This window comes from Paenibacillus borealis (assembly GCF_000758665.1).
GTDB classification, from domain to species: Bacteria; Bacillota; Bacilli; order Paenibacillales; family Paenibacillaceae; genus Paenibacillus_AQ; species Paenibacillus_AQ borealis.
The window spans coordinates 7,000,348-7,022,740 of record NZ_CP009285.1; the positions used below are offsets into that span (position 1 = coordinate 7,000,348).

The window sequence follows — 22,393 nt, forward strand, 5'->3', positions numbered from 1 at the left end:
TCTTTTAAAATAATCCTTGACATGTAACGCGTTACAACATTTAGCATTCATTTATGGGCATATTATTAGCTTACCATATCTGAATCCATAACTATAAAAAGGCGGGATATTCCATGAGTATTAAGTTTCCTGAAGGCTTCCTGTGGGGCGGCGCTGTAGCTGCGAACCAGCTTGAAGGTGCATATAATGAGGACGGCAAAGGCTGGTCGACCCAGGACGTGGCTCCGCAAGGGATTAAAGGTCCGATCACCGAGGTTCCAACCGAGGATAATATGAAGCTGGTCGGAATCGACTTTTACCACCGGTACAAAGAGGATGTGAAGCTTTTTGCCGAAATGGGCTTCAAAGTCTTCCGTACCTCGATTGCCTGGTCGCGGATTTTCCCGAACGGCGATGAGCTTGAGCCTAATGAGCAAGGCCTTCAGTTCTATGATGATTTGTTCGACGAGCTGCATAAATACGGCATCGAGCCGCTTGTTACCCTCTCCCACTATGAGACGCCGCTGCATTTGTCCAAGCAGTATAACGGCTGGGTTAACCGCGATTTAGTCGGCTTCTACGAACGGTATGCCAGAACGGTATTCACCCGCTACAAGAACAAAGTGAAATATTGGCTGACCTTTAACGAGATCAACTCTATTCTGCATGAACCGTTCATGAGCGGTGGCATTTACACGCCGAAGGAGCAGCTAAGCAAGCAGGATCTGTACCAGGCAATCCATCACGAGCTGGTAGCCAGTGCGCTGGCCGTGAAGATAGGTCATGAGATCAACCCGCAGTCCCAGATCGGCTGTATGATCCTTAGTATGCCGACTTATCCGCTCACTCCTAACCCCGATGATGTAATCGCGGCGATGAAGTCGGAGCATATGAACTATTTCTTCGGGGATGTTCATGCAAGAGGTGTATACCCGGGCTATATGAAGCGTTACTTCAGAGAGAACGGCATTGAAATCCATATGGAGCCTGGCGATGCCGAGATTCTGAAGCACACGGTAGACTTCATCTCCTTCAGCTACTATGTGAGCATTTGTGAGACAGGAGACGACAATAAGCGCAACCAGACCGAAGGCAACCTGTTCAGCGGTGCAGCCAATCCGTACCTGAAGGCTTCCGAATGGGGCTGGCAGATTGACCCGCAGGGCCTGCGTTATGTGCTGAACATGTTCCATGACCGTTACCAGAAGCCGTTGTTTATCGTCGAAAATGGTCTCGGCGCCAAGGACGAGCTGATCACTGGCGAAGACGGCGTGCCAACCGTCAATGACGACTACCGGATTGGGTACCTGAATGACCACCTGGTGCAGGTGGGCGAAGCAATCGAAGACGGCGTAGATGTCATGGGCTACACCTCATGGGGCTGTATCGACCTGGTCAGCGCTTCAACCGCACAGCTCAGCAAGCGTTACGGCTTCATTTATGTTGACCGCCACGACGACAATACCGGTACCCTTGAGCGCTACCGCAAGAAATCCTTCCACTGGTACAAGGACGTTATTGCGTCCAATGGAGAGAGCTTGCAGCGTTAAGCTCTTTCTTCCTAAAAAAGGCAGCCATTCGGCTGTCTTTTTTGTTGGGGTTAATGTTCTAACTTTATGGAAATTTCCATACGGTTAGTCTATTTTTATTGCTAAGCATAGTCGCCTCCAGCCCTCCGTTACCTGCTTCTTCAGAGCCCCCTTAATATGTGTTTATCATCGCGCACTTTAGCAGCGGGAAGCCAGCCGTGCTCTTGATTACCCGGAAGTTAGTGAGTAGGACTGAGATTCCGTTATTTAGGCAAAACCGGCGAAATTACAGGCCAATCGGACTCAGAATCCCTTATATGCCCCGTCATGCCTTCTTTCGGGCTCAAATGAACAAGATAACGGAATCTCAGTCCGCTTCATCCTAAATTGTAAGGTTTTCCGGAAAATAGAGGCTTCTCAGTCCGCTTCACGCTTTGGATAACTTTAGCCTGACACCATTCAGCTCACTACAGGATATTCTCGAAGTAGAAACATCTGTTTCCAACACACATCCCCCTAATAAGTGGAAATTATACACTTGATTATATAATTTCAGTCGGTAAAATCGGATTAAGTGGAGAAACGACACTTATTTTTCCTGATTTCGGCTCCTCATAGCTATTATCCGATGATTAAGTGCCTTTTTTCTAACTATCTCTCTGAACTCGCCGGTTTCAGGATTATTAAATGACATTTTTCCACTTATTCTGCTCAGCATATAAATTCTATATTTCAAATAAGGTTCCACCCTACCCTCATACCCTCATTTCCTCATCCCGTCGCCGCCATCTCAACTCTCGCACAGCGGAGCCTCCTCCAGCACGCCGGAGGCAGGCCGCAGGCGGAAGGTCTTGATCTCGAATCCGTTCAGGCTGACCTCCCGGCGGATGCCGAGCGAAGGAAGACTGATCGTGGTTACACCGCCCAGTCCTGTAGGCTCGAACAGGCGCAGGATATAGTTCTCTCCCTGCTCCTCCTGTTTGAATGCGCTGAGCTGAATGCTGTCATCCTCCAGCATCAGCAGCGGGGCAGGCGTCTCTCCTTCCCCTGACGGGAAGAAGGATAACGCATAAGGCCGCTCGTTATGGACCAGCGCTTCGCGGTCCACCGGCTTCCTGCGCTCCCTCTGCGCTCCGCCGTTCAGCCAGAAGGTGTAGCTGCGCTCCCCCTGATCCATCCGCGGCAGGAAGCGGTCCTGGGCCATGATCGGCCGGTCGCCGATCGGATGTGCGCAATATCCGGCGCTGCGCAGAAGAGACAGGCGCAGCTCGCCCTGGCGGAAATCTCCGCCATGGATTCCGTTGTTGATGCAGGTCACCGCCAGGTTCTGGGTGGCATCCTCAACGGAGACCCATTTCTGCGCCGCTGTCTCCCGGCCTTCCCGGTCCAGCGGCTGTACGCCGAAGGCCGTCTGGCCGAAGAAATCCCCCTGCGCAAGCACGGTAGGGATCGACAGCTTCAGCATCTTGTCCTTCTCGTTCCAGTAGACCCGCAGCTCAATCTCCACCTCGGTCCCCTGCTTCGGCAGCTTGTAAGTCTGGCAGATGGAGGAGCTGCCATAGCTCAGCACCGCTTCAATAACGGTGCGGACCTCGCCGTCTTCGATAACCCGCACGGCAGGCAGCGGCTGCTTCACACCGGAGAACAAGGCGCTGGCTTCCGCATTCATCAGCGTGAATGCGCCCTCCAGCTGATTGAAGCGGTCGGTATCCATCCGCCACGGGTCTTCATTGTCATTCATGACCAGTGGAGCGAAGGCTCCCTTGCGCAGCAGTGAACGGCCCCCGGCGGCATACTCGTCCATCAGTCCGGTCCGGGCATTGATTACGACCCGCAGCTCAGCGGTCTCGAACCGGTAGCAGCCGTCCTGCTCAGCGAGCTGCGGCAGCAGCTTGGCCGGCAGCATCTCCATCCGGCAGTCGAACCGGTTCATCGAGGAAGGGGCCAGCTCAGCAGTGAACGCCACCCGCTTCCGCCAGTCCAGCGGAATATTGCTGTGCTCCTTCTCCGGCTGGCAGGGCAGACGGTTCTCTCCCTGATAGACTACCGGCATGGAGAACTCCTCATTCCAGTTCTGGTCCTCCAGCATGAATTCACATTCGAATACTCCGGTTACCGCATACGGATGCGGATTGTAGATCAGAACCGGATACTCCTTCAGCGCCGCCTTGGGCTGTCCGGCGGCCAGGGCGAAGAAAGCCCGTGCCTTCAGCCGGGCAACGGTCTCCAGGCCATGGCTGATCTGGCGGAGGGACGCCTCCTCCGCATTCTGCACAGCTGTGCCTGGAAGAATGTCATGGAACTGCGCGGTGAGCAGATCCTGCATCGCCCCCTGCAGCCCGGCTGCAGGATAGGCGAGCAGTCCCTGCAGCGCAGCGGCGGACAGCATTTTCTCCGTCATGTACAGTTCATTCTCCAGTAGCCTGTGCTGCTGCTTCATGCGGATCATCGAGGTATAACAGCCCACGAAACGGGGATTGAGATCCCCAGCATAGACGGGCAACTCCCCCTGCTGCGCCAGTTCAGCGAAATAACGTTCCGGCGTAGAATGGACAACCTCCACATCCTCCCGTTCCTGCATCAGCTGCGCAATCTGCGCCAGATCCATCCGTGACGGCCCGCCGCCGTGATTGCCCACACCCCATAACACCAGTCCTGTCCTCTGCTGCGGATGATCCGCCAGCCACTGCTCAATCTTCCCGCGGGTTTTGCCCATGAGCGAGTTGTATCCGCCCTCTATCTTGTGGGCCATCACCCGGCTGCCATTGTATCCCTCCCAGCTGAAGTCGCCCGCAGGCAACCCTTCCATTTCATCCGGACGCATGAAGATATATGAATCGTATCCCGCCTGAACCAGAATCTGCACCAGTCCGCGCGTATGACCGAAGGAATCGAAGTTGATGGCAGTGGTAGGCTCTGCACCGAACTTCGCCCGGAAATAAGCTTTACCCAGCAGAATCTGGCGCACAAAAGATTCCCCCGAAATCATATTGCAGTCAGGCTGCAGATACCATCCGCCCATGATATGCCACTTGCCTGCCTGAACCAGCCGCTCAATCCGCTTGAACAATGCCGGCTCGTACTCCTCAACCCATTGATAGAGAATGACCTCATTATGATTAAAAATATATCCTTCGTTCTCCTCGCAGAATTCCGCAGCAGCACGGAATGTGGATACCGCAGCAGCGGCGCCCTCCTCCCACTCCCACTGCCACACCGGGTCCAGATGGGCGTTACTGAGCAAATGCAGTTTCTTCTTCATGGCTGAGTCCCCTCCCTAGATCGTAGTTCTTCTACCTCTATTGTGAGGCCGGACAGCAGCAGAGTACATTTCCTATTCTCGCGAATATTTGTCTTATTATGATACAATTAGGGATACCAACGTGAAGAAGCCTAACTGCGAAGGGACATGATTGAATGGATATTAGCCGTTACAAAAGCGAACTCCCCCCTGTACTCAATATGTTATGTCAGGAGATCCGTGTTCAGGACGCCGTCATCGAATGGGTTGATATCATTTTTGAACAAATCGGCACCGCCAGTAAGTGTCCGCCTCATGCCCACACCTGGTTCGAATTTAACTATGTGCTGTCCGGTCAGTTGGGCACGCGTTTCGACGGAGACGAGATCACCGTACGGGAAGGTGAATTTTTCCTGATTCCTCCCGGCAGGGTGCACTCCCATACCTACACCCGGGGTAACCCGCATGAAGGACTTTGCTTCCGCTGGCGGCTCCGCCACGCGGATTCCGGACACACCGGGGATGATACCCGTTCACTGTATTCGCACCTCAAGTCGCTTCAGGAGTGGAAGCCTGGCGCTTTTCGTGATACTGAAGGTTTCAGTGCGATGCTGACTCACTTCCTTAAGGAAGCGGCAGCCGCAGAACCGTCGGAGCTGGGACTGCAGCTGCTGCTGATCCGGCTGCTTGAGCGTCTATGCCTGTTGCAGCAGACACTGAAGGGACATACCGGAACCCCGGCAATCGCCTCTGAACCGCTGGTGCGTAAGGTCGAGGTTTACCTGGAGGATTTCCAGGGAGACCGGCTGAACGTGGGAGAACTCGCGGCATCGCTGCACATGAGCTATGGCCACTTATCCCGCGAGTACAAGAAGCTGACAGGGCATACGCTGGTCGGACGGATGAACAAGATCCGGCTGGAAAAAGCCAGGGAGCTGCTGCTGCTCCCCGGCTCGAATATTTCGGAAGTCGCTGAACAGGCGGGTTTTGCCGACCTGAGCTACTTCAGTAAAGCATTCAAAAAAAGCTACGGCCAGGCCCCGCAAACCTACCGAAAGGCACATTCCACGAGCTCCGGGTAGCTCAAAGGTGTGCACTTGGTTTCGACCCTGCCAATGGTAGCCGGACCATGCTTGGCATCCCATTCACTGCACCGTTTAGGCCAACAACAGCGGCAGCTCCTCTTGCCGCTCCATACAGGACGAGCAGCCACAGGCCGTCTCTTTCTGCCCTTTCCTTCCCTCCCCTCCGGAGCGTAACTGAAAGTATATATTCCAGAGGAACAAAGGTTTATATCCAGAAGCGGAAGGACCGGAGGGGAAATTTGGAACTGTAGGAGCGATAGCGTCCGCCTTTATGTTTGGATTTCTACCGCGATCAGCGGTTTAGATCAGGAAATCCAAACATAACAGCGGCCGGAAGTCCAAATGTTCACCGCAGAGACGCCGCAGCTTCCCGTTAGTACCTTAGCTTCATCGTCTATAGACATTCAGATAGCTCCTTTACCATTTTGCAACTAATTCCCAGAAAGGTTGGGATATACTAGCCACAGATGAATCATAAGGAGAGTAACTGGATGAACAAATTCATACCCGGCCTGAGCGGCCTTCTATTCTTAAGCATAATCACCTCCGGCTGCGGCTCTCTGAAGGCTCCAAGCGATCTGCTTCAGGCCCCTGCCCAGGGCAATGCCGACGGCACATTAACCGGTATCGTGAAATTATACCTTCCCGCCAATTCGCATTTAACAGTGCCTGTCCATTCCGAATCCGGCAGCGCCATTCAATTGCAGGATCTCGACAATGACGGGCAGGATGAGTTGCTGGCCTTCTATAAGACAGACCAAACCGATTATGAAATCAACACCCTCCTGCTCTCTCAGCAGAGCGGGAAATGGAGTAAGCTCGCCACTCTGACCGGAGTAGGCAGTGAGCTGGATTACGTGGCGTTCACCGATGTTACCGCGGATGGAGCGGAGGACCTGCTGCTTGGATATAGCGGCGGGGAAGGACTAAGTAAAGAGCTGTCCGTCCACAGCCTGAACAGCGGCAAATTAACGGAGATTCTCAAACAGCCCTATGATCAGGTGGTGGTTGGGGATCTGACCGGGGAAGGGCAAACCGACATTGCCGTGCTCCAGGGAACCTCTATCACAGATACTCAGCCCGAGACCCGGCTTCTGCTGCTCCGGCTCCAGGGCGGTACGCTGCAGACCTTGTCCGAACAGAAGCTTGACGGTAACGTGATTGGGGCACAGTTCGCCAAGGCTTCCCCTACCCGCAGTGCCTTATTCATCGATGCCGCAGTTGGTGCGCATTCCTCCTATACTTCGCTGCTGACTTGGGAAAATGGCAAATTTACTGATATACTGGCATCAGATGATTATCAGCGTGCTGCGCTTGCCGCCAGCAAGGATCTTGTACTCACACCGCTGGCGCCGGCGCCTGACGGACTGCTTGGCAGCAATAACATGGCCATCAAGGATTACCCGCTGGCCAGCACAGATATTAACGGTGATGGAATCGTTGAGGTTGGCTTTCTTGTACCGCCAGCGGGCACAGAAAGCTACGCCCCGCTGGCCACTCCGTTCATCACCAAGTATTATCAATGGGATGGCGGAACCGGCCTGAAGTTCGTGCAAGAACAGTTTGACCGCTGGGGCTTCAACTTCCATATTCCTAAGGGCTGGGCTGGCCGTACCCTTCTGGAGACGCCGGGAGAGTCACCGGCGCCATGGGAGAGTATCGTCTTCAGCTACAAGAATGCCGAATCTGCCCGGCAGGCCCCGCTGCTTGAGCTTCGCCTGCTGGCCAAGAAAGATTGGGCAGCTGCAGAGACTAAGCTGAAGTCAGAGAATAGAGAATATAAGCTGCTGTATGAGCTGCAGAATACCAATGATGATACGGCACCAACCGTGTTCGTTGCTGTCATGCCGGCTGCCGGTGCAGCCGCCAAGCTGCAGGGTGCATCCCTTCAGGAGTATAATCAGCTGAAGCTGACACTCGAAGAAGTCGTACAGCTGGCCGGCACACCGCAGAAGCTCCGGCAATAATAAGGAGGCTGTTCATGAAAGTGCTGATACTGGAAGATGAGAAGCCGATCCGGGATCTTCTGTGTGTAAATCTTAAGCGTGCAGGCTTCGAGGTTGCTGAGGCTTCTACCGGTGAAGAGGCGATGAGAACCGCCGGGGAACGGAAGGATTTTGACATCGCTATTCTGGACCTGATGCTTCCCGGCATGAGCGGCTTCGAGGTATGCACCCGCCTCCGGGGACAGTTCCCCCGGCTCGGAATCATTATGCTTACGGCCAAAAGCCAGGAAGTAGACAAGGTCATGGGCCTCGAAGCCGGCGCAGACGACTACGTGGTCAAGCCGTTCAGTCCGGTTGAGCTGGTCGCGCGGGTACGCTCCCTGTACCGCCGGTTGTATCCGGGAGAAGCTCTGCCGCAGGAGAACAACCTGGAGCTTCCGCCTTTTACCCTTATGCTGGATGAACGGAAATTACTGAAGAACGGGCAGGATATCCCCCTGACCCCCACCGAATTCATGATCGTCAAGCTGCTGATGGAGCAGCCGAACAAGGCGATGAACCGGGACGATATTCTGACAGCCGTGTGGGGGCAGTATTTCATGGGAGATCTTAAGATTGTAGATGTGAATATCAGCCGAATCCGCCACAAAATCGGACAGGAATCCTCCGGGCCGCAGTTCCTCGAAACGGTGTGGGGATTCGGCTATATATGGAGGGGCTAACTTTGCTGAAGGGAATCAGGTCCAGGCTTATCTTCTATATTACCCTTATGCTGCTCCTGATCGTCCTGCTGCTGGAGGGAGTTTTTATTGCTGCCGTCCACTATTACTATCTGGGCAGCGCGATGGAAACGTTGAATTCCCGGGCCGCTACTTCAGCGACTTTTTTCAACAAGTATCTGGAGGGCTATACGCTGAGCGAACGGGCCCGTTATATTCTGGAGAATCTCTCTCCGGAAGAGAGCAGTAAGGTGGAAGTGCTGAGCCCGGCCGGGAACGTCATTATTAATTCCTTCGGCTTCTCAAGTAAGGAGCAGGTGAACACCCCTGATGTGAGAGCAGCGCTGGCCAGCGGCAAAGGAAGCTTCCAGAGTCTTAAGCCGTTACAGGGTGAGCGGATTATTGCCGTCTCGATTGCACTTAAGGAAGCCGGAAGTACGATTGGCGTGCTGCGTTACTCTGTTTCTGCCGAGCCTTTATATGCCGTTATTATGAGAATTGTGCTGAATGCTGCCGTAGTCGGCGTGCTTGTAATTGGATTCGGGTTCGTAATGAGTCTGCTGATCGCCAAAAGAATCGTGGGTCCGATCCGGCAGCTGACCGGGGTTGCGAAGGAAATGGCCACCGGCAATTTTGCCGTACGGGCAGCCAAGCAGTATGACGATGAGGTCGGTACGCTAGCGGTAACACTGAATTATATGTCCGAAGAAATTCTCAAAAGTGAGAAGATCAAATATGATTTCATTTCCTCTGTCACTCATGAGCTGCGCACTCCGCTAACTTCGATCAAAGGCTGGGGCGAAACGCTGCTGGGCGGTGATTTATCGGATAAACAAGAGACCCTGCAGGGTCTTGAAGTCATGACCGGGGAGACTGACAGGCTAATTGGACTGGTTGAGGATCTGCTCGATTTCTCCAAATTCCAGGCCGGGGAGATCAGGATGGTACGCCAGCCCTATGACCTCAGGGGATTGCTTGAGGATCTGCTGCTGCAGTTCAGATACCGGGGACAGACCAAACAGATCCGTCTCTATGCTGACCTTCCCGATCAACCCCTGCCGGTAGACGGTGATTTCAACCGCCTGAAGCAGGTTTTTGTCAATTTGCTGGACAACGCCTTCAAATTCACGCCTGCCCAGGGAGCGATCCGCCTTACAGCTGTGTTAAGCGGGGAGCTGATCATCGTCACTGTAGCCGACAACGGCGAAGGCATTGAGGCCGCAGACCTGGCGCAGCTCGGCACCAAATTCTTCAAAGGACGGTCCCGCCAGTCCGGAAGCGGCCTGGGCCTGGCCATCTGCAAGGAGATCATTGAGCTGCATGACGGGCGTCTGCGGATCGAGAGTGAATTCACCAAGGGTACCTCCGTGATCGTGGAGCTGCCGCTTTACCGGCTGGAGCAGCATCTTCCTCCACCGGTGTATCTCTGAGCTTGACCTCCTCCGTGCGCAGGTATGCTGGATGGAGGATTTACGGGCATCATTTTCCTGCCACGGCTATCTCAATAACCGGCTGCGTCTCAATCGAGACATTCCCCGCCACGGCTCTGGAGATCATACAGGACTCTTCTGCCTTATGTGCCAGCCGCTCTGCCTTCTCAAGCTGGACTGCTGTTGCATCTGCCTGGAGCACCAATCGCGGTTTGTGCACGATCCGTTCGTAGGTAAAAACATTGTTTGTAACATCTACCGTCGCCTCTGACTCCAGCGTGAGTTCCTGTGGGGTTATATCTGAACGCTCAAGCATCGCTGCCAGCGTAATCAAATAACAAGTCGAAGCTGCCCCCAGCAGCATTTCGTCAGGGTTCGTTCCGGTTCCCGGACCGCCCATCTCCTGCGGAATCGAGATTACCGTCCGGAGTCCGCCTGCTTCAATATGTCCCTCACTGTTACGTCCGCCGTTCCATACTGCTTTCAGTTGAAAAGGATGCTTCATCTCACTTATTCCTCTCTTGTTCATTGTGGCTGCTGAATCCAGTCTACATCATTAACAGATATAATGCATGGGTCAGAGCTGTCCCCGTCACGGTAAGTAAGGAGGTTAATATTCATATAGGTTAATTATTAATTAGATGAGCGGAGCGCGGCAGACCCCTGCATGAATCCCCAGGCTGTTATAGTGCTGTTTGATATTCATAATCGCATGCCCGCTTATGACCCGTGATACCAAAGCTTCAATCGGCTCAGCGTCAACCGGCTCATGCTGAAGCAGTTGGTCCACGGTATGTTTGATTTGCTGCGGATAGATGTTACCGGCCACACTGGAGAGACCATTACATCCGCCTGTGACAAAATTACCTACAAGATTCACATCTCCAGCAGCAAACATGATGAAATAGTCCGGGTAAGTTAGCCGCAGATGACGCTGCAAATCTCCTGTTTCTTTATAGCCAACGATGTTGGGGTACCGGTTAATTAACGAATGAAGCGCCTCCGGAGTCAGATCGAACCCGGTCCGGCCGGGATTATTATACAGGGCCACCTGCTTGGTGGTGTGGCTAAGCAGTTCTTCCACATAAGCCACTGCCTGCTGCTGCGTGGGCCGGATATACGGCGGGAATCCAATGAGAATTACATCTATAACAGAGTCCTCCAGCGCCTTGACCAGACGTACGGCATCCCGTGTTCTTATAGCGGAAGCCCCGAAGATAAGCTCTATATCCCGGAAGCGCTGCTGGTCAAAATATTCAATGATCTGCAGTCTCTCTTCTATGCTCATCGAATGCTGTTCCCCGGTACTTCCCGAGACAAGCAGCGATTCTATACCATTCTGCTTCTGATAGTCTACGATGGCTTTAAACCCGTCAACATGTAAGCTTTCATCCTCCCGGAAAGGAGTCGGTATAGCGACATTCAAATTTTTCATCGTATATTCCTTTCTATGGCGAGCCAGACAGCTAGGATCTGGACAGAAATTTGTCCTCCATTGCATCGAGGAGCGTGAACATCAGTTCATTGGATGCTGCTACTTTCTCAAGCTGGTCCACCATTTCAGACTGTGATTGAACATACTCATCCGGCTCTATATGCTCTCCGCAGTTATCGATGATTTTCCGGATGCTGAGGTCATTAACCTCCAGGTGGAACTGCAGGCCGGCTACATAATCCTCGTATTCAAAACACTGATTGGCACAGCCCAAGCTGAATGCCAGCCTCTTAGCTCCGGCGGGTAGGCTGAAGGTATCTCCATGCCAGTGAAACGGTACAAACTGCTCCGGGAACGCTTTGAAGAAGGTAGACGCAGCTGCATCCCCAATCAATCTCACGGGAAACCAGCCAATCTCATTCCATTTGTTTGTATAGACTTCACCGCCGATTTGTTCGGCAATGAGCTGGGCTCCCAGACAGATTCCAAGCGTCAGCTTGCGCGAGCGGATGGCTGCGTTAATAAATGCTTTCTCCGCCTTCAGCCAGGGGATGAGCGCCTCATCGTATACTCCCATAGGCCCGCCCATAATTACGAGCATATCGAAATCATTAATAGAAGGCAGCGCCTGACTCTCATACAGTAGTGTTGTTGTAAGTGAATGTCCTCTGTTCCCGGCCCAGACTGCTATTTCCTCCGGTGCCTCAAAAGGAACATGCTGCAGGCAATGAATTCTCATCTCTCCACCTCACTCTATAAATTTCCGATAACCTGCGCTCACACCATCTTCCTCTAATGTAAGTATGTTCTGCATTGCTTGGTGGAGTCCTCCCTCAATAATGGACAAACGTATGTTTTTTCTTGCTCCAAAGTATACAAAAGTCCTGACGAATCAAGGGCTGCTTGATCATCAGGACTGACTTTCTTGTGCAAAATGTACGGCTATCTTTTATTTTCCTTTCCGGCAGGTTCATAGATCAGACAACGCAGCATCTTACTCGGATAGCGGAACTCCGCATTATATTTGCTGCCGTCTTCTAATAATACATCCACGGCTACCATCCCGCGTTTGTTGTTCACCTCGGTGTCGGTCAGATAAGCTTTGACTATCTTTCTTTTCTCTCCCTGCTTATCCTTCACGACCTGAGTAGCTTTATTGATCCAGCTGTTATCCTTGAGGATGGCAGCTGCGGCAGCTGCGTCGATGGGAGTTCTTTTCAACGCCCCATTAATGGCTGTCGTATCCACTGCGATCCCGGTCTCTGGATCGATCTGCACATCATATTCCCAGAATTCCTGACCTTGTCCGCGCAAGGTAGATGACTTGTACGGAGCGAAGTGAACCATCCAGGTTGAACGAAAGCCGTATTCCTGTTCAGGTTGAGCAACATAGGTGTTTAGCTTGGACACATCGGCATCATACAGTCTGCGCACACTTTCAGCCGCAAACGCCTCTACTTCAGACTTGCTATACTTCTGCGGAAGGGGAGGTGCTGTCACATATCGTTTGGATAATACATAATTCAGGCGGGAGTACCAGTCGATCAGCTGCAGATGCTCTTCATCGGTCCAAGTCTTCTCTGGATAGTGGTATGTATTGGTATTCATATCCAGATACAAAGCACCTTGACCCGGCTCTAGGGGCAGTGGCTTCTGGGGCCGTACGCCATCATACACATACTGATCCTCCAGCACAAGTCTGCGGTTGATTTCTGAACCGGTCAGTTCCCGGCCTGAAACATTGGGATCGCCCGGCTTCTCTATATAGTCATAGATCTGCTGGATTTGCGCCTCAGTCATCTGCTTAAGCAGATCATCATTCACCGTAGATACCGGCGCCGGTGCCTCCACCTTCAGTACAGGAACCGTACTTCCTGTCAGATTAAGCTGGCTATTGCCCTGCGTTGCCGTGCTGTTCTTAGCGACGACTGCAGAGTTCACCAGGCTGGGGACGAGAAACGCACTGGCTGCGAATACACCTCCAGAGACTAAGATGACAGCCACCGTAGCCGACCATTTCTTTGTGTTCAATTGTATTACCTCCATCGGATTAAGATATTAACTCTGTCTATACCTTAATCCCGGGATGTTATAGAGTAGAGGGGCAGTTGTTATGGAGTTGTAAAAAGATACGGATGCTTGTCCCTTGACCAAGGACAGAATGCAGCTCAACCCTGGCCTCATGCGCCTCGGCAATCTGCCGGCACAAGGAGAGGCCGAGGCCAGCATTGCCATAAGTCCGCGAACGTGCCGGGTCTGCGCGGTAGAACGGCTCGAACGCCCGCTTGCTCTGCTCTTCCGTCATGCCGCCTCCGCTGTCTTGCACTTCCAGCACCCCTTTCCCGTTCTGCTCAAAGGCAAGCAAGCGGATGATGCTGCCTGGCCGGGAGGCAGGAATGGCATTCTCAATCAGATTTACCAGAAAGGATGCCAGAAGATCCGCATCTCCCCACACGGCGGGAATGGAGCTGTCCATCTGCAGCAGTAATCCGTGCTCTGCTACCTTCTGCTGCTCGGTCTGCGCTACCGCCCGGAACAGGGCTGCCACATCCACCTCTGCCTGCACCAGGGGCTGATGCCGCAGAACGGACAAATCAAGCAGCTTGAAGGCCAGATTCTTAAGCCGGACAGTCTCACTTAAGATATAGTGGCCGGCCTTGATCTGATCCTCCTGGCCAATATTGGCCGAGGTAAGTAACTCAGCGAATCCCTGCATACTGGTCAGCGGTGTCCGCAGTTCATGAGCAAGATTATCGACCATCCGCTGTTTATCCTCGGCCATACCTGCGAGCTCGGTCATCCGCTGCTCCACCACAGCAGCCATCCGGTTGAAGTTGAAGGCCAGTTCCCCGAATTCATCCCTGCTGTTCAGCTCCACACGGTTAGAATAGTTACCTTCGGCAATCGTTTTGGTCGTCTCGGACAGCAGCTTGAGCGGCTTAGTCAGGTGCCGGATCAGAAGATAGAGCAGCAGCACCAGCAAGGGGCCGACAATCCAGTTAATCATCACGAAAAAGCGGTTAAGCTCCTGCTGCTGGGCATACAGCCCGCTGATGTCGCGCTTATAGGTCAGCTCCAGATGCTGATAAGGAGCAGGGAGCGGCATAGCCAACGTCATGATATGCTCTTCCTGCACAGTGCTCTTCACCGCCTGAATGGGATAGATAAGCTGCCCGTCCTCCCGCAACTCCAGTCCTATTCCCTGTTTACGGTAGTGTTCCCCGTATGACTTAGCCACACTGACCAGCAGTGCCGGGGTGAGGGTCAGGCCCCGTGTCCGGATCGAATCCAGATTCTCGTATATATTGTTGGTGATCAGCAGCTGTTCACTGGCCGCACGCTTGGTCTCGCTATCCATATTCAGCTGCCAGCTTTTTTTCATCACCATAATCACACTTACATCAAGAGCAGCTATGAAGAGAACCAGGACGGCGAGAAGGATCTTATGCCAGAACCGCATGGCTAGACCTGAACTTCCAGGCGGTAGCCCAGCTTGAATACAGTTTTGATCCGTTCTTCCCAGCCGAGCTTTTTGCGCAGCTGACGGATATGAACATCCACGGTGCGGGTGTCTCCGGCAAAATCATAACCCCAGGCGAGCTCCAGCAATTTCTCTCTCGAGAGGGCTATATTCCGGTTGCGGATCAGCACTTCGAGCAGTTCAAATTCTCTGGCCGTCAAATCCACCGGCAGCTGGCCTACCCGGACCTGACGTTCCGGGAAGCGGACCTCTACTGCATCACAAATAAAAGCAGAGGCCGTTTGTTCATTCCTGCGCAGCACGACGTTGATGCGGGCCAGCAGCTCCAGGATTTCAAAGGGTTTGATAATATAATCTTCGGCGCCCAGCTCGAATCCTCTCATGCGGTCAGAGAGTGCATTTTTGGCCGTAATCAGAATAACCGGAATCTGCAAAGGAGCAATCTGCTGCATCACTTCAAACCCGTCCAGACCGGGAAGCATCACATCGAGCAGGATAAGATCCGTCCGCTCCTGTTCCAGAATCCCCGCAACCTCTGAACCGGTATACACTTTGGAATACGTGTGTCCAACCAGCTTAAGGTTCATCGTAATCAAATCGCTGATCGGCTGTTCATCTTCAACTACTAGTATATGAGCCATCTGCTGAATATCCTCCTGATTCCTGTAATAGCAAAATGTTCCGCTAACTAATTACCCCTTATCATAGCAGATTTAAGAGCCTGCATGACATTTCACGGTATACTATGGATTCTAATGTTATAAAAATGGCGCCAAACGCAACAAAAAAGCCACTGTCGATTACTCAACAATGGCTTCATGTGCTTGGCGGCGTCCTACTCTCCCAGGACCCTTCGGTCCAAGTACCATCGGCGCTGGAGGGCTTAACGGTCGTGTTCGGGATGGGTACGCGTGGAACCCCTCCGCTATCGCCACCAAACATGATTTTTCGAAGCTTCCGCTTCTCGAAATCGCTGCAAGAAAAGATCAGTCCCCAGAAAGGACATGCAGCTTAAGGTGTACCAGGCTTGATCGCCTGAAAACTGAATCCGAAACGAATCTGCGTGTTAGAATTGTTGGATAAGCCCTCGACCGATTAGTATTGGTCAGCTCCATGCATTGCTGCACTTCCACCTCCAACCTATCTACCTCGTCGTCTTCAAGGGGTCTTACTAATTGGGAAATCTCATCTTGAGGGGGGCTTCACGCTTAGATGCTTTCAGCGCTTATCCCGTCCGTACGTAGCTACTCAGCCATGCTCCTGGCGGAACAACTGATGCACCAGCGGTACGTCCATCCCGGTCCTCTCGTACTAAGGACAGCTCCTCTCAAATTTCCTGCGCCCACGACAGATAGGGACCGAACTGTCTCACGACGTTCTGAACCCAGCTCGCGTACCGCTTTAATGGGCGAACAGCCCAACCCTTGGGACCTACTTCAGCCCCAGGATGCGATGAGCCGACATCGAGGTGCCAAACCTCCCCGTCGATGTGGACTCTTGGGGGAGATAAGCCTGTTATCCCCAGGGTAGCTTTTATCCGTTGAGCGATGGCCCTTCCATGCGGTACCACCGGATCACTAAGTCCGACTTTCGTCCCTGCTCGACTTGTAGGTCTCGCAGTCAAGCTCCCTTATGCCTTTGCACTCTGCGAATGATTTCCAACCATTCTGAGGGAACCTTTGAACGCCTCCGTTACTCTTTAGGAGGCGACCGCCCCAGTCAAACTGCCCGCCTGACACGGTCCCCGTACCCGCTTAGGGTACCAGGTTAGAACCTAGATACGATCAGGGTGGTATCCCAACGGCGCCTCCGCAGAAGCTTGCGCTCCTGCCTCAACGGCTCCCACCTATCCTGTACAGATCGTACCCAAATTCAATATCAAGCTGCAGTAAAGCTCCATGGGGTCTTTCCGTCTTGTCGCGGGTAACCTGCATCTTCACAGGTATTAAAATTTCACCGGATCTCTCGTTGAGACAGCGCCCAAGTCGTTACGCCATTCGTGCGGGTCAGAATTTACCTGACAAGGAATTTCGCTACCTTAGGACCGTTATAGTTACGGCCGCCGTTTACTGGGGCTTCGGTTCACAGCTTCGGGTTTAACCCCTAACCACTCCCCTTAACCTTCCAGCACCGGGCAGGCGTCAGCCCGTATACTTCGCCTTGCGGCTTCGCACAGACCTGTGTTTTTGCTAAACAGTCGCTTGGGCCTTTTCACTGCGGCCCCCTCGGGCTATTCACCCTACCGAGGCACCTCTTCTCCCGAAGTTACGAGGTCATTTTGCCGAGTTCCTTAACGAGAGTTCTTCCGCGCGCCTTAGAATTCTCTTCTCGCCTACCTGTGTCGGTTTGCGGTACGGGCACCTTCTCCTGGCTAGAGGCTTTTCTTGGCAGTGTGAGATCATGACCTTCGCTACTACAATTTTCGCTCCCCATCACAGCCCAGCCTTAATGGTGTGCGGATTTGCCTACACACCAGCCTCACTGCTTAGACGGACATCCATCAGTCCGCGTCACTACCCTCCTGCGTCACCCCATCGCTCATAGCGGATTACGGTGGTACAGTAATTTCAAACTGTTGTCCTTCGACTACGCCTTTCGGCCTCGCCTTAGGTCCCGACTTACCCTGAGCGGACGAGCCTTCCTCAGGAAACCTTGGGCTTTCGGCGGATCAGATTCTCACTGATCTTTTCGTTACTCATACCGGCATTCTCACTTGTATGCTGTCCAGCGCTCCTTACGGTACACCTTCAACCTACATACAACGCTCCCCTACCCCAGATGCAAAGCATCTAGCCATAGCTTCGGTGGTGTGTTTAGCCCCGTTACATTTTCGGCGCAGAGTCACTCGACCAGTGAGCTATTACGCACTCTTTCAATGGTGGCTGCTTCTAAGCCAACATCCTGGTTGTCTGTGCAACTCCACATCCTTTCCCACTTAACACACACTTGGGGACCTTAGCTGATGGTCTGGGCTGTTTCCCTTTTGACAATGGATCTTAGCACTCACTGTCTGACTCCCGGCAAGAAGTTAATGGCATTCGGAGTTTGACTGAGCTTGGTAACCCTTGCGGGCCCCGCACCCAATCAGTGCTCTACCTCCACCACTCCATTCACCGAGGCTAGCCCTAAAGCTATTTCGGGGAGAACCAGCTATCTCCGAGTTCGATTGGAATTTCTCCGCTACCCCCACCTCATCCCCGCATTTTTCAACATGCGTGGGTTCGGGCCTCCAGTGCGTGTTACCGCACCTTCACCCTGGACAGGGGTAGATCACACGGTTTCGGGTCTACGTCCACATACTCAGTCGCCCTATTCAGACTCGCTTTCGCTGCGGCTCCGGCTTCTCACCTTAACCTTGCATGTTAAACGTAACTCGCCGGTTCATTCTACAAAAGGCACGCCATCACCCATAGATCGGGCTCTGACTTTTTGTAAGCACACGGTTTCAGGTTCTATTTCACTCCCCTTCCGGGGTGCTTTTCACCTTTCCCTCACGGTACTGTTTCACTATCGGTCGCCAGGTAGTATTTAGCCTTAGCAGATGGTCCTGCTGGATTCATACGGGGTTTCACGTGCCCCGCACTACTCGGGATCCGTCTCGGAGAGAACACAGTTTAGGCTACAGGGCTTTTACCTCTATCGCGGGCCTTTCCAGACCTCTTCGCCTACCATATTCCTTTGTAACTCCATGTGAGACGTCCCACAACCCCAAGAGGCAAGCCCCTTGGTTTAGGCTGTTCCGCGTTCGCTCGCCGCTACTGACGGAATCACTATTGTTTTCTCTTCCTCAGGGTACTTAGATGTTTCAGTTCCCCTGGTCTGCCTCTGCGTATCCTATGTATTCAGATACGAGTAACTGCGAATTACCACAGCTGGGTTTCCCCATTCGGACACCCCCGGATCAAAGCTTGCTTACAGCTCCCCGAGGCAGTTTCGTTGTTCGCCACGTCCTTCGTCGGCTCCTGGCGCCTAGGCATCCTCCGTGTGCTCTTATTAGCTTAACCGTCACTCCGGTGTTTCGCTTGTTTGCTCATCTTGTTTTGAATGCTGCTCATGGATTGCTCCATTCACCAACACATTCAAAGCCAAAGGTCGCTGCACAATCGAAAACCTTCGTTCTGCACTAATAACTATTTCAACTTGCTTTCACAAGTTTCAGCTAAAAGATGTTCTAAAACGCAAATTCGTTTCGGTATCCAGTTTTCAAGGATCAAGTTAAAGATGAGAGCTTAAACTCTCAAAACTGACCAACGAGTGAGTAAGTTGTGGAAGCTTAGCTTCCGATTTGAATGTTTCCGTTGCAGGAAACGATTCTCCATAGAAAGGAGGTGATCCAGCCGCACCTTCCGATACGGCTACCTTGTTACGACTTCACCCCAATCATCTACCCCACCTTCGGCGGCTGGCTCCCTTGCGGGTTACCCCACCGACTTCGGGTGTTGTAAACTCTCGTGGTGTGACGGGCGGTGTGTACAAGACCCGGGAACGTATTCACCGCGGCATGCTGATCCGCGATTACTAGCAATTCCGACTTCATGCAGGCGAGTTGCAGCCTGCAATCCGAACTGAGACCGGCTTTGCTGGGATTGGCTCCACCTCGCGGTTTCGCTTCCCGTTGTACCGGCCATTGTAGTACGTGTGTAGCCCAGGTCATAAGGGGCATGATGATTTGACGTCATCCCCACCTTCCTCCGGTTTGTCACCGGCAGTCACTCTAGAGTGCCCAGCTTAACCTGCTGGCAACTAAAGTCAAGGGTTGCGCTCGTTGCGGGACTTAACCCAACATCTCACGACACGAGCTGACGACAACCATGCACCACCTGTCTCCTCTGTCCCGAAGGCCGCCGCTATCTCTAGCGGATTCAGAGGGATGTCAAGACCTGGTAAGGTTCTTCGCGTTGCTTCGAATTAAACCACATACTCCACTGCTTGTGCGGGTCCCCGTCAATTCCTTTGAGTTTCAGTCTTGCGACCGTACTCCCCAGGCGGAGTGCTTACTGTGTTAACTTCGGCACCAAGGGTATCGAAACCCCTAACACCTAGCACTCATCGTTTACGGCGTGGACTACCAGGGTATCTAATCCTGTTTGCTCCCCACGCTTTCGCGCCTCAGCGTCAGTTACAGCCCAGAAAGTCGCCTTCGCCACTGGTGTTCCTCCACATATCTACGCATTTCACCGCTACACGTGGAATTCCACTTTCCTCTTCTGTACTCAAGTCACCCAGTTTCCAGTGCGACCTCAGGTTGAGCCCAAGGTTTAAACACCAGACTTAAATGACCGCCTGCGCGCGCTTTACGCCCAATAATTCCGGACAACGCTTGCCCCCTACGTATTACCGCGGCTGCTGGCACGTAGTTAGCCGGGGCTTTCTTCTCAGGTACCGTCACTCCGGTAGCAGTTACTCTACCGGACGTTCTTCCCTGGCAACAGAGCTTTACGATCCGAAAACCTTCATCACTCACGCGGCGTTGCTCCGTCAGGCTTTCGCCCATTGCGGAAGATTCCCTACTGCTGCCTCCCGTAGGAGTCTGGGCCGTGTCTCAGTCCCAGTGTGGCCGTTCACCCTCTCAGGTCGGCTACGCATCGTCGCCTTGGTGAGCCGTTACCCCACCAACTAGCTAATGCGCCGCAGGCCCATCCCCAAGTGGCAGATTGCTCCGCCTTTCATTCTCTCTTCAGGAGAGGAAAGAAATTATCCGGTATTAGCTACCGTTTCCGGTAGTTATCCCAGTCTTGAGGGCAGGTTGCCTACGTGTTACTCACCCGTCCGCCGCTAAGCATGAATGGAAGCAAGCTTCCATTCAAACTCCGCTCGACTTGCATGTATTAGGCACGCCGCCAGCGTTCGTCCTGAGCCAGGATCAAACTCTCCAAATTGTATTTAGAAAGAGCGATTGCTCATTTTGAAACATCTGACGAGAATTGTTATATTCTCTAATTTGGATCTCACCGAGGTGATTTCCGATACTCACTCGTTGTTCAGTTTTCAAAGATCAAGCTCGTTGTCAGCGCCGCTTACCGCGTCACCAGCAACTCTTATAATATATCACATCCAACCGATCAATGCAAGCTATTTTTTCAACTTCTTTTTCGAGCTCGGCGTTGATGTTTCGCGGCCAGAAATAGAATATATCATGTATGGATATTCATTGCAAGCATTATTTTGAAACTAGCATATCAGGTTTCTTCTTACGACTGCTTCTTTGCTTCAATATAATCTCTGTATTGTAACGGGACTCTTCTATAAACTCAACTTCTGCTGGAGCAGTATCACTAGATCTTCAGCTGTATCCCAGACGAGAGGACGGATTTCTTGCAGGTGTACCCAAAGTTTATCAGCATCCTCGCTCTTAACAGTCCAAACCACCGGGATGTTCAAACCAAGCGCATATCCCGCTGCAAAATACACCGCAGGGGACTGACCGGTTACATCGGCGATAATCAGCTTGCTGTCCGCTATAGGCGTCAAAGAATATTCTTCGCTTGCCTGTGCAAGCACGCGGGGTAGATAACCATACTGCTCGATCTTAGGCAGCAGCTTCTCCAGCCACTCCGTCCGTAATTCCTCCTCATTCGGCAGCAGAACGACGCATTGCTTTATTTTTTTACCTCCGGTTATTGCAGCGGCTTCTCCCCACCCCTGCGCGGTAAGCTTAAAGGTCATACCCTCCCTTATCAGCAACTCCTCACTTCTTAGCTTTTCGATGAGATAGACCAGTTCTTGCAGATTGGGAGAGTAGGTCAGGTTATAGCTGCTGGAAAGGGGTTGAATGACAACCGGCTCCCCCGGACCCTCGGAATGTCTATACAGATATTGCAGCAATCGGTTTCCTTTATCTTCAAGGGTCACAGGAATGGCCGGAGAATTCACAATAGAATCCAAATCGCCGGCACTTAGAGTGACCCTCTCACCACAATCTGTCTTCTCCCGGATATAAGCTGATACCAAATAGAGCATTTCACGTTTCTGTTGTTGTGAGAACGAAAGTATGGTTTCATAACTGTCCCTCAGCAGGTTATAGAACCCCCCGGGTGAACAGGAGCAGTCTGCATAGCGATCGTAATCGCCTTCAGCTGTAATCGGGACAATCTGATCGCAGAACAAGCAGTGTTTTTTAAGCATGACAATTTACCACCTCTTATGAATAGCTATCTCCCTACCTTACCAAGAATGTTATGAAAAGTAGACAAGCAGATGTTTCCTTAAATGGAATAGTCCCTTCCGCCCAGGCCCTGAAGTAGAACATCTCAGTTCCACCAAAAACGTACGGATGTCGATCGTAGAGTTTCCTCCCGGTGCCATGATCGGGGATGCCCCCCATGCGCATGAAGGACAGGAAGTACATGTGGTCATTAGAGGAAGAATATACGCAGAACAAGGGGATGACGGAGCCGAATTTGCTGAAGGCGATTCTTTTAGCTGGAATGCCTGCACGCCCCATTTAGTCAAAAATATTGGTGAGGATACAGCTATCGTGCTGATCTCCATCTATACGGAGAGCGAGAACGGGCAGGAGCTTATATGAGTTAAAAGCCCGCACCCGGG

13 protein-coding genes, 3 rRNA genes and 1 pseudogene are annotated in these 22,393 nt (G+C 52.5%); 6 read left to right on the top strand and 11 right to left on the bottom strand.

The annotated features are described in order from the left end of the window. Positions 1–113 precede the first annotated feature (113 nt). The gene (locus PBOR_RS29495; protein WP_042217424.1) at positions 114–1,529 is read left to right on the top strand and encodes a glycoside hydrolase family 1 protein; all 1,416 of its coding nucleotides are present in this window, start codon (positions 114–116) and stop codon (positions 1,527–1,529) included. Positions 1,530–2,298: 769 nt separating this feature from the next. On the opposite strand, the gene PBOR_RS29500 is transcribed toward PBOR_RS29495, so the two are convergent. Next, positions 2,299–4,770, bottom strand: a complete 2,472-nt coding sequence (locus PBOR_RS29500; RefSeq protein WP_042217425.1) for a glycoside hydrolase family 38 N-terminal domain-containing protein — start codon at positions 4,768–4,770, stop codon at positions 2,299–2,301. A gap of 155 nt (positions 4,771–4,925) precedes the next feature. Between PBOR_RS29500 and PBOR_RS29505 the strand changes: the two genes are divergently transcribed. The 4 genes from PBOR_RS29505 (at position 4,926) to PBOR_RS29520 (ending at position 9,929) form a co-directional block, all read left to right on the top strand. Next, the gene (locus PBOR_RS29505) at positions 4,926–5,831 is read left to right on the top strand and encodes an AraC family transcriptional regulator (RefSeq protein WP_042217427.1); all 906 of its coding nucleotides are present in this window, start codon (positions 4,926–4,928) and stop codon (positions 5,829–5,831) included. Positions 5,832–6,325: 494 nt separating this feature from the next. Beyond that, positions 6,326–7,801 (top strand): FG-GAP repeat domain-containing protein, encoded by a 1,476-nt coding sequence (locus PBOR_RS29510; protein WP_042217430.1) that lies wholly within the window; start codon positions 6,326–6,328, stop codon positions 7,799–7,801. Positions 7,802–7,815: 14 nt separating this feature from the next. Then, positions 7,816–8,502: a response regulator transcription factor gene (locus PBOR_RS29515; RefSeq protein WP_042217432.1), complete on the top strand. Its 687-nt coding sequence runs from the start codon at positions 7,816–7,818 to the stop codon at positions 8,500–8,502. Continuing rightward, complete coding sequence (locus tag PBOR_RS29520; protein ID WP_042217435.1) at positions 8,490–9,929, top strand: sensor histidine kinase; 1,440 nt, start codon at positions 8,490–8,492, stop codon at positions 9,927–9,929. Before PBOR_RS29515 ends, PBOR_RS29520 begins: the two co-directional genes overlap by 13 nt. A gap of 49 nt (positions 9,930–9,978) precedes the next feature. On the opposite strand, the gene PBOR_RS29525 is transcribed toward PBOR_RS29520, so the two are convergent. The 10 genes from PBOR_RS29525 to PBOR_RS29570 form a co-directional block, all read right to left on the bottom strand. Next, on the bottom strand, positions 9,979–10,434 hold the full coding sequence (locus tag PBOR_RS29525) for an OsmC family protein (RefSeq protein ID WP_042217436.1): 456 nt from the start codon (positions 10,432–10,434) through the stop codon (positions 9,979–9,981). 132 nt (positions 10,435–10,566) lie between these two features. Next, complete coding sequence (locus PBOR_RS29530; RefSeq protein ID WP_042217438.1) at positions 10,567–11,364, bottom strand: dihydrodipicolinate synthase family protein; 798 nt, start codon at positions 11,362–11,364, stop codon at positions 10,567–10,569. Between the two features lie 31 nt (positions 11,365–11,395). Further along, positions 11,396–12,103: a type 1 glutamine amidotransferase gene (locus tag PBOR_RS29535; protein WP_042217440.1), complete on the bottom strand. Its 708-nt coding sequence runs from the start codon at positions 12,101–12,103 to the stop codon at positions 11,396–11,398. A 203-nt stretch (positions 12,104–12,306) separates the two neighbouring features. Then, positions 12,307–13,395, bottom strand: a complete 1,089-nt coding sequence (locus PBOR_RS29540) for a hypothetical protein (protein ID WP_052429695.1) — start codon at positions 13,393–13,395, stop codon at positions 12,307–12,309. Between the two features lie 58 nt (positions 13,396–13,453). Continuing rightward, entirely contained in the window at positions 13,454–14,824 is a 1,371-nt protein-coding gene (locus tag PBOR_RS29545) for a HAMP domain-containing sensor histidine kinase (protein WP_042217443.1), read from the bottom strand. A gap of 2 nt (positions 14,825–14,826) precedes the next feature. Continuing rightward, a complete protein-coding gene (locus tag PBOR_RS29550; protein WP_042217445.1) occupies positions 14,827–15,486 on the bottom strand; it encodes a response regulator transcription factor in 660 nt (219 codons plus the stop codon). A gap of 181 nt (positions 15,487–15,667) precedes the next feature. Next, positions 15,668–15,784 (bottom strand): 5S ribosomal RNA (gene rrf, locus PBOR_RS29555). A gap of 136 nt (positions 15,785–15,920) precedes the next feature. Next, positions 15,921–18,849, bottom strand: a 23S ribosomal RNA gene (locus PBOR_RS29560). A 317-nt stretch (positions 18,850–19,166) separates the two neighbouring features. After that, positions 19,167–20,724, bottom strand: a 16S ribosomal RNA gene (locus PBOR_RS29565). The 16S, 23S and 5S rRNA genes sit together here, the layout of an rRNA operon. A gap of 364 nt (positions 20,725–21,088) precedes the next feature. Next, positions 21,089–21,970 (bottom strand): hypothetical protein, encoded by an 882-nt coding sequence (locus tag PBOR_RS29570; protein ID WP_042217446.1) that lies wholly within the window; start codon positions 21,968–21,970, stop codon positions 21,089–21,091. A 145-nt stretch (positions 21,971–22,115) separates the two neighbouring features. Between PBOR_RS29570 and PBOR_RS29575 the strand changes: the two are divergent. Continuing rightward, positions 22,116–22,373, top strand: a pseudogene (locus PBOR_RS29575) (cupin domain-containing protein); the annotation flags it as partial. Between the last annotated feature and the right edge of the window lie 20 nt (positions 22,374–22,393).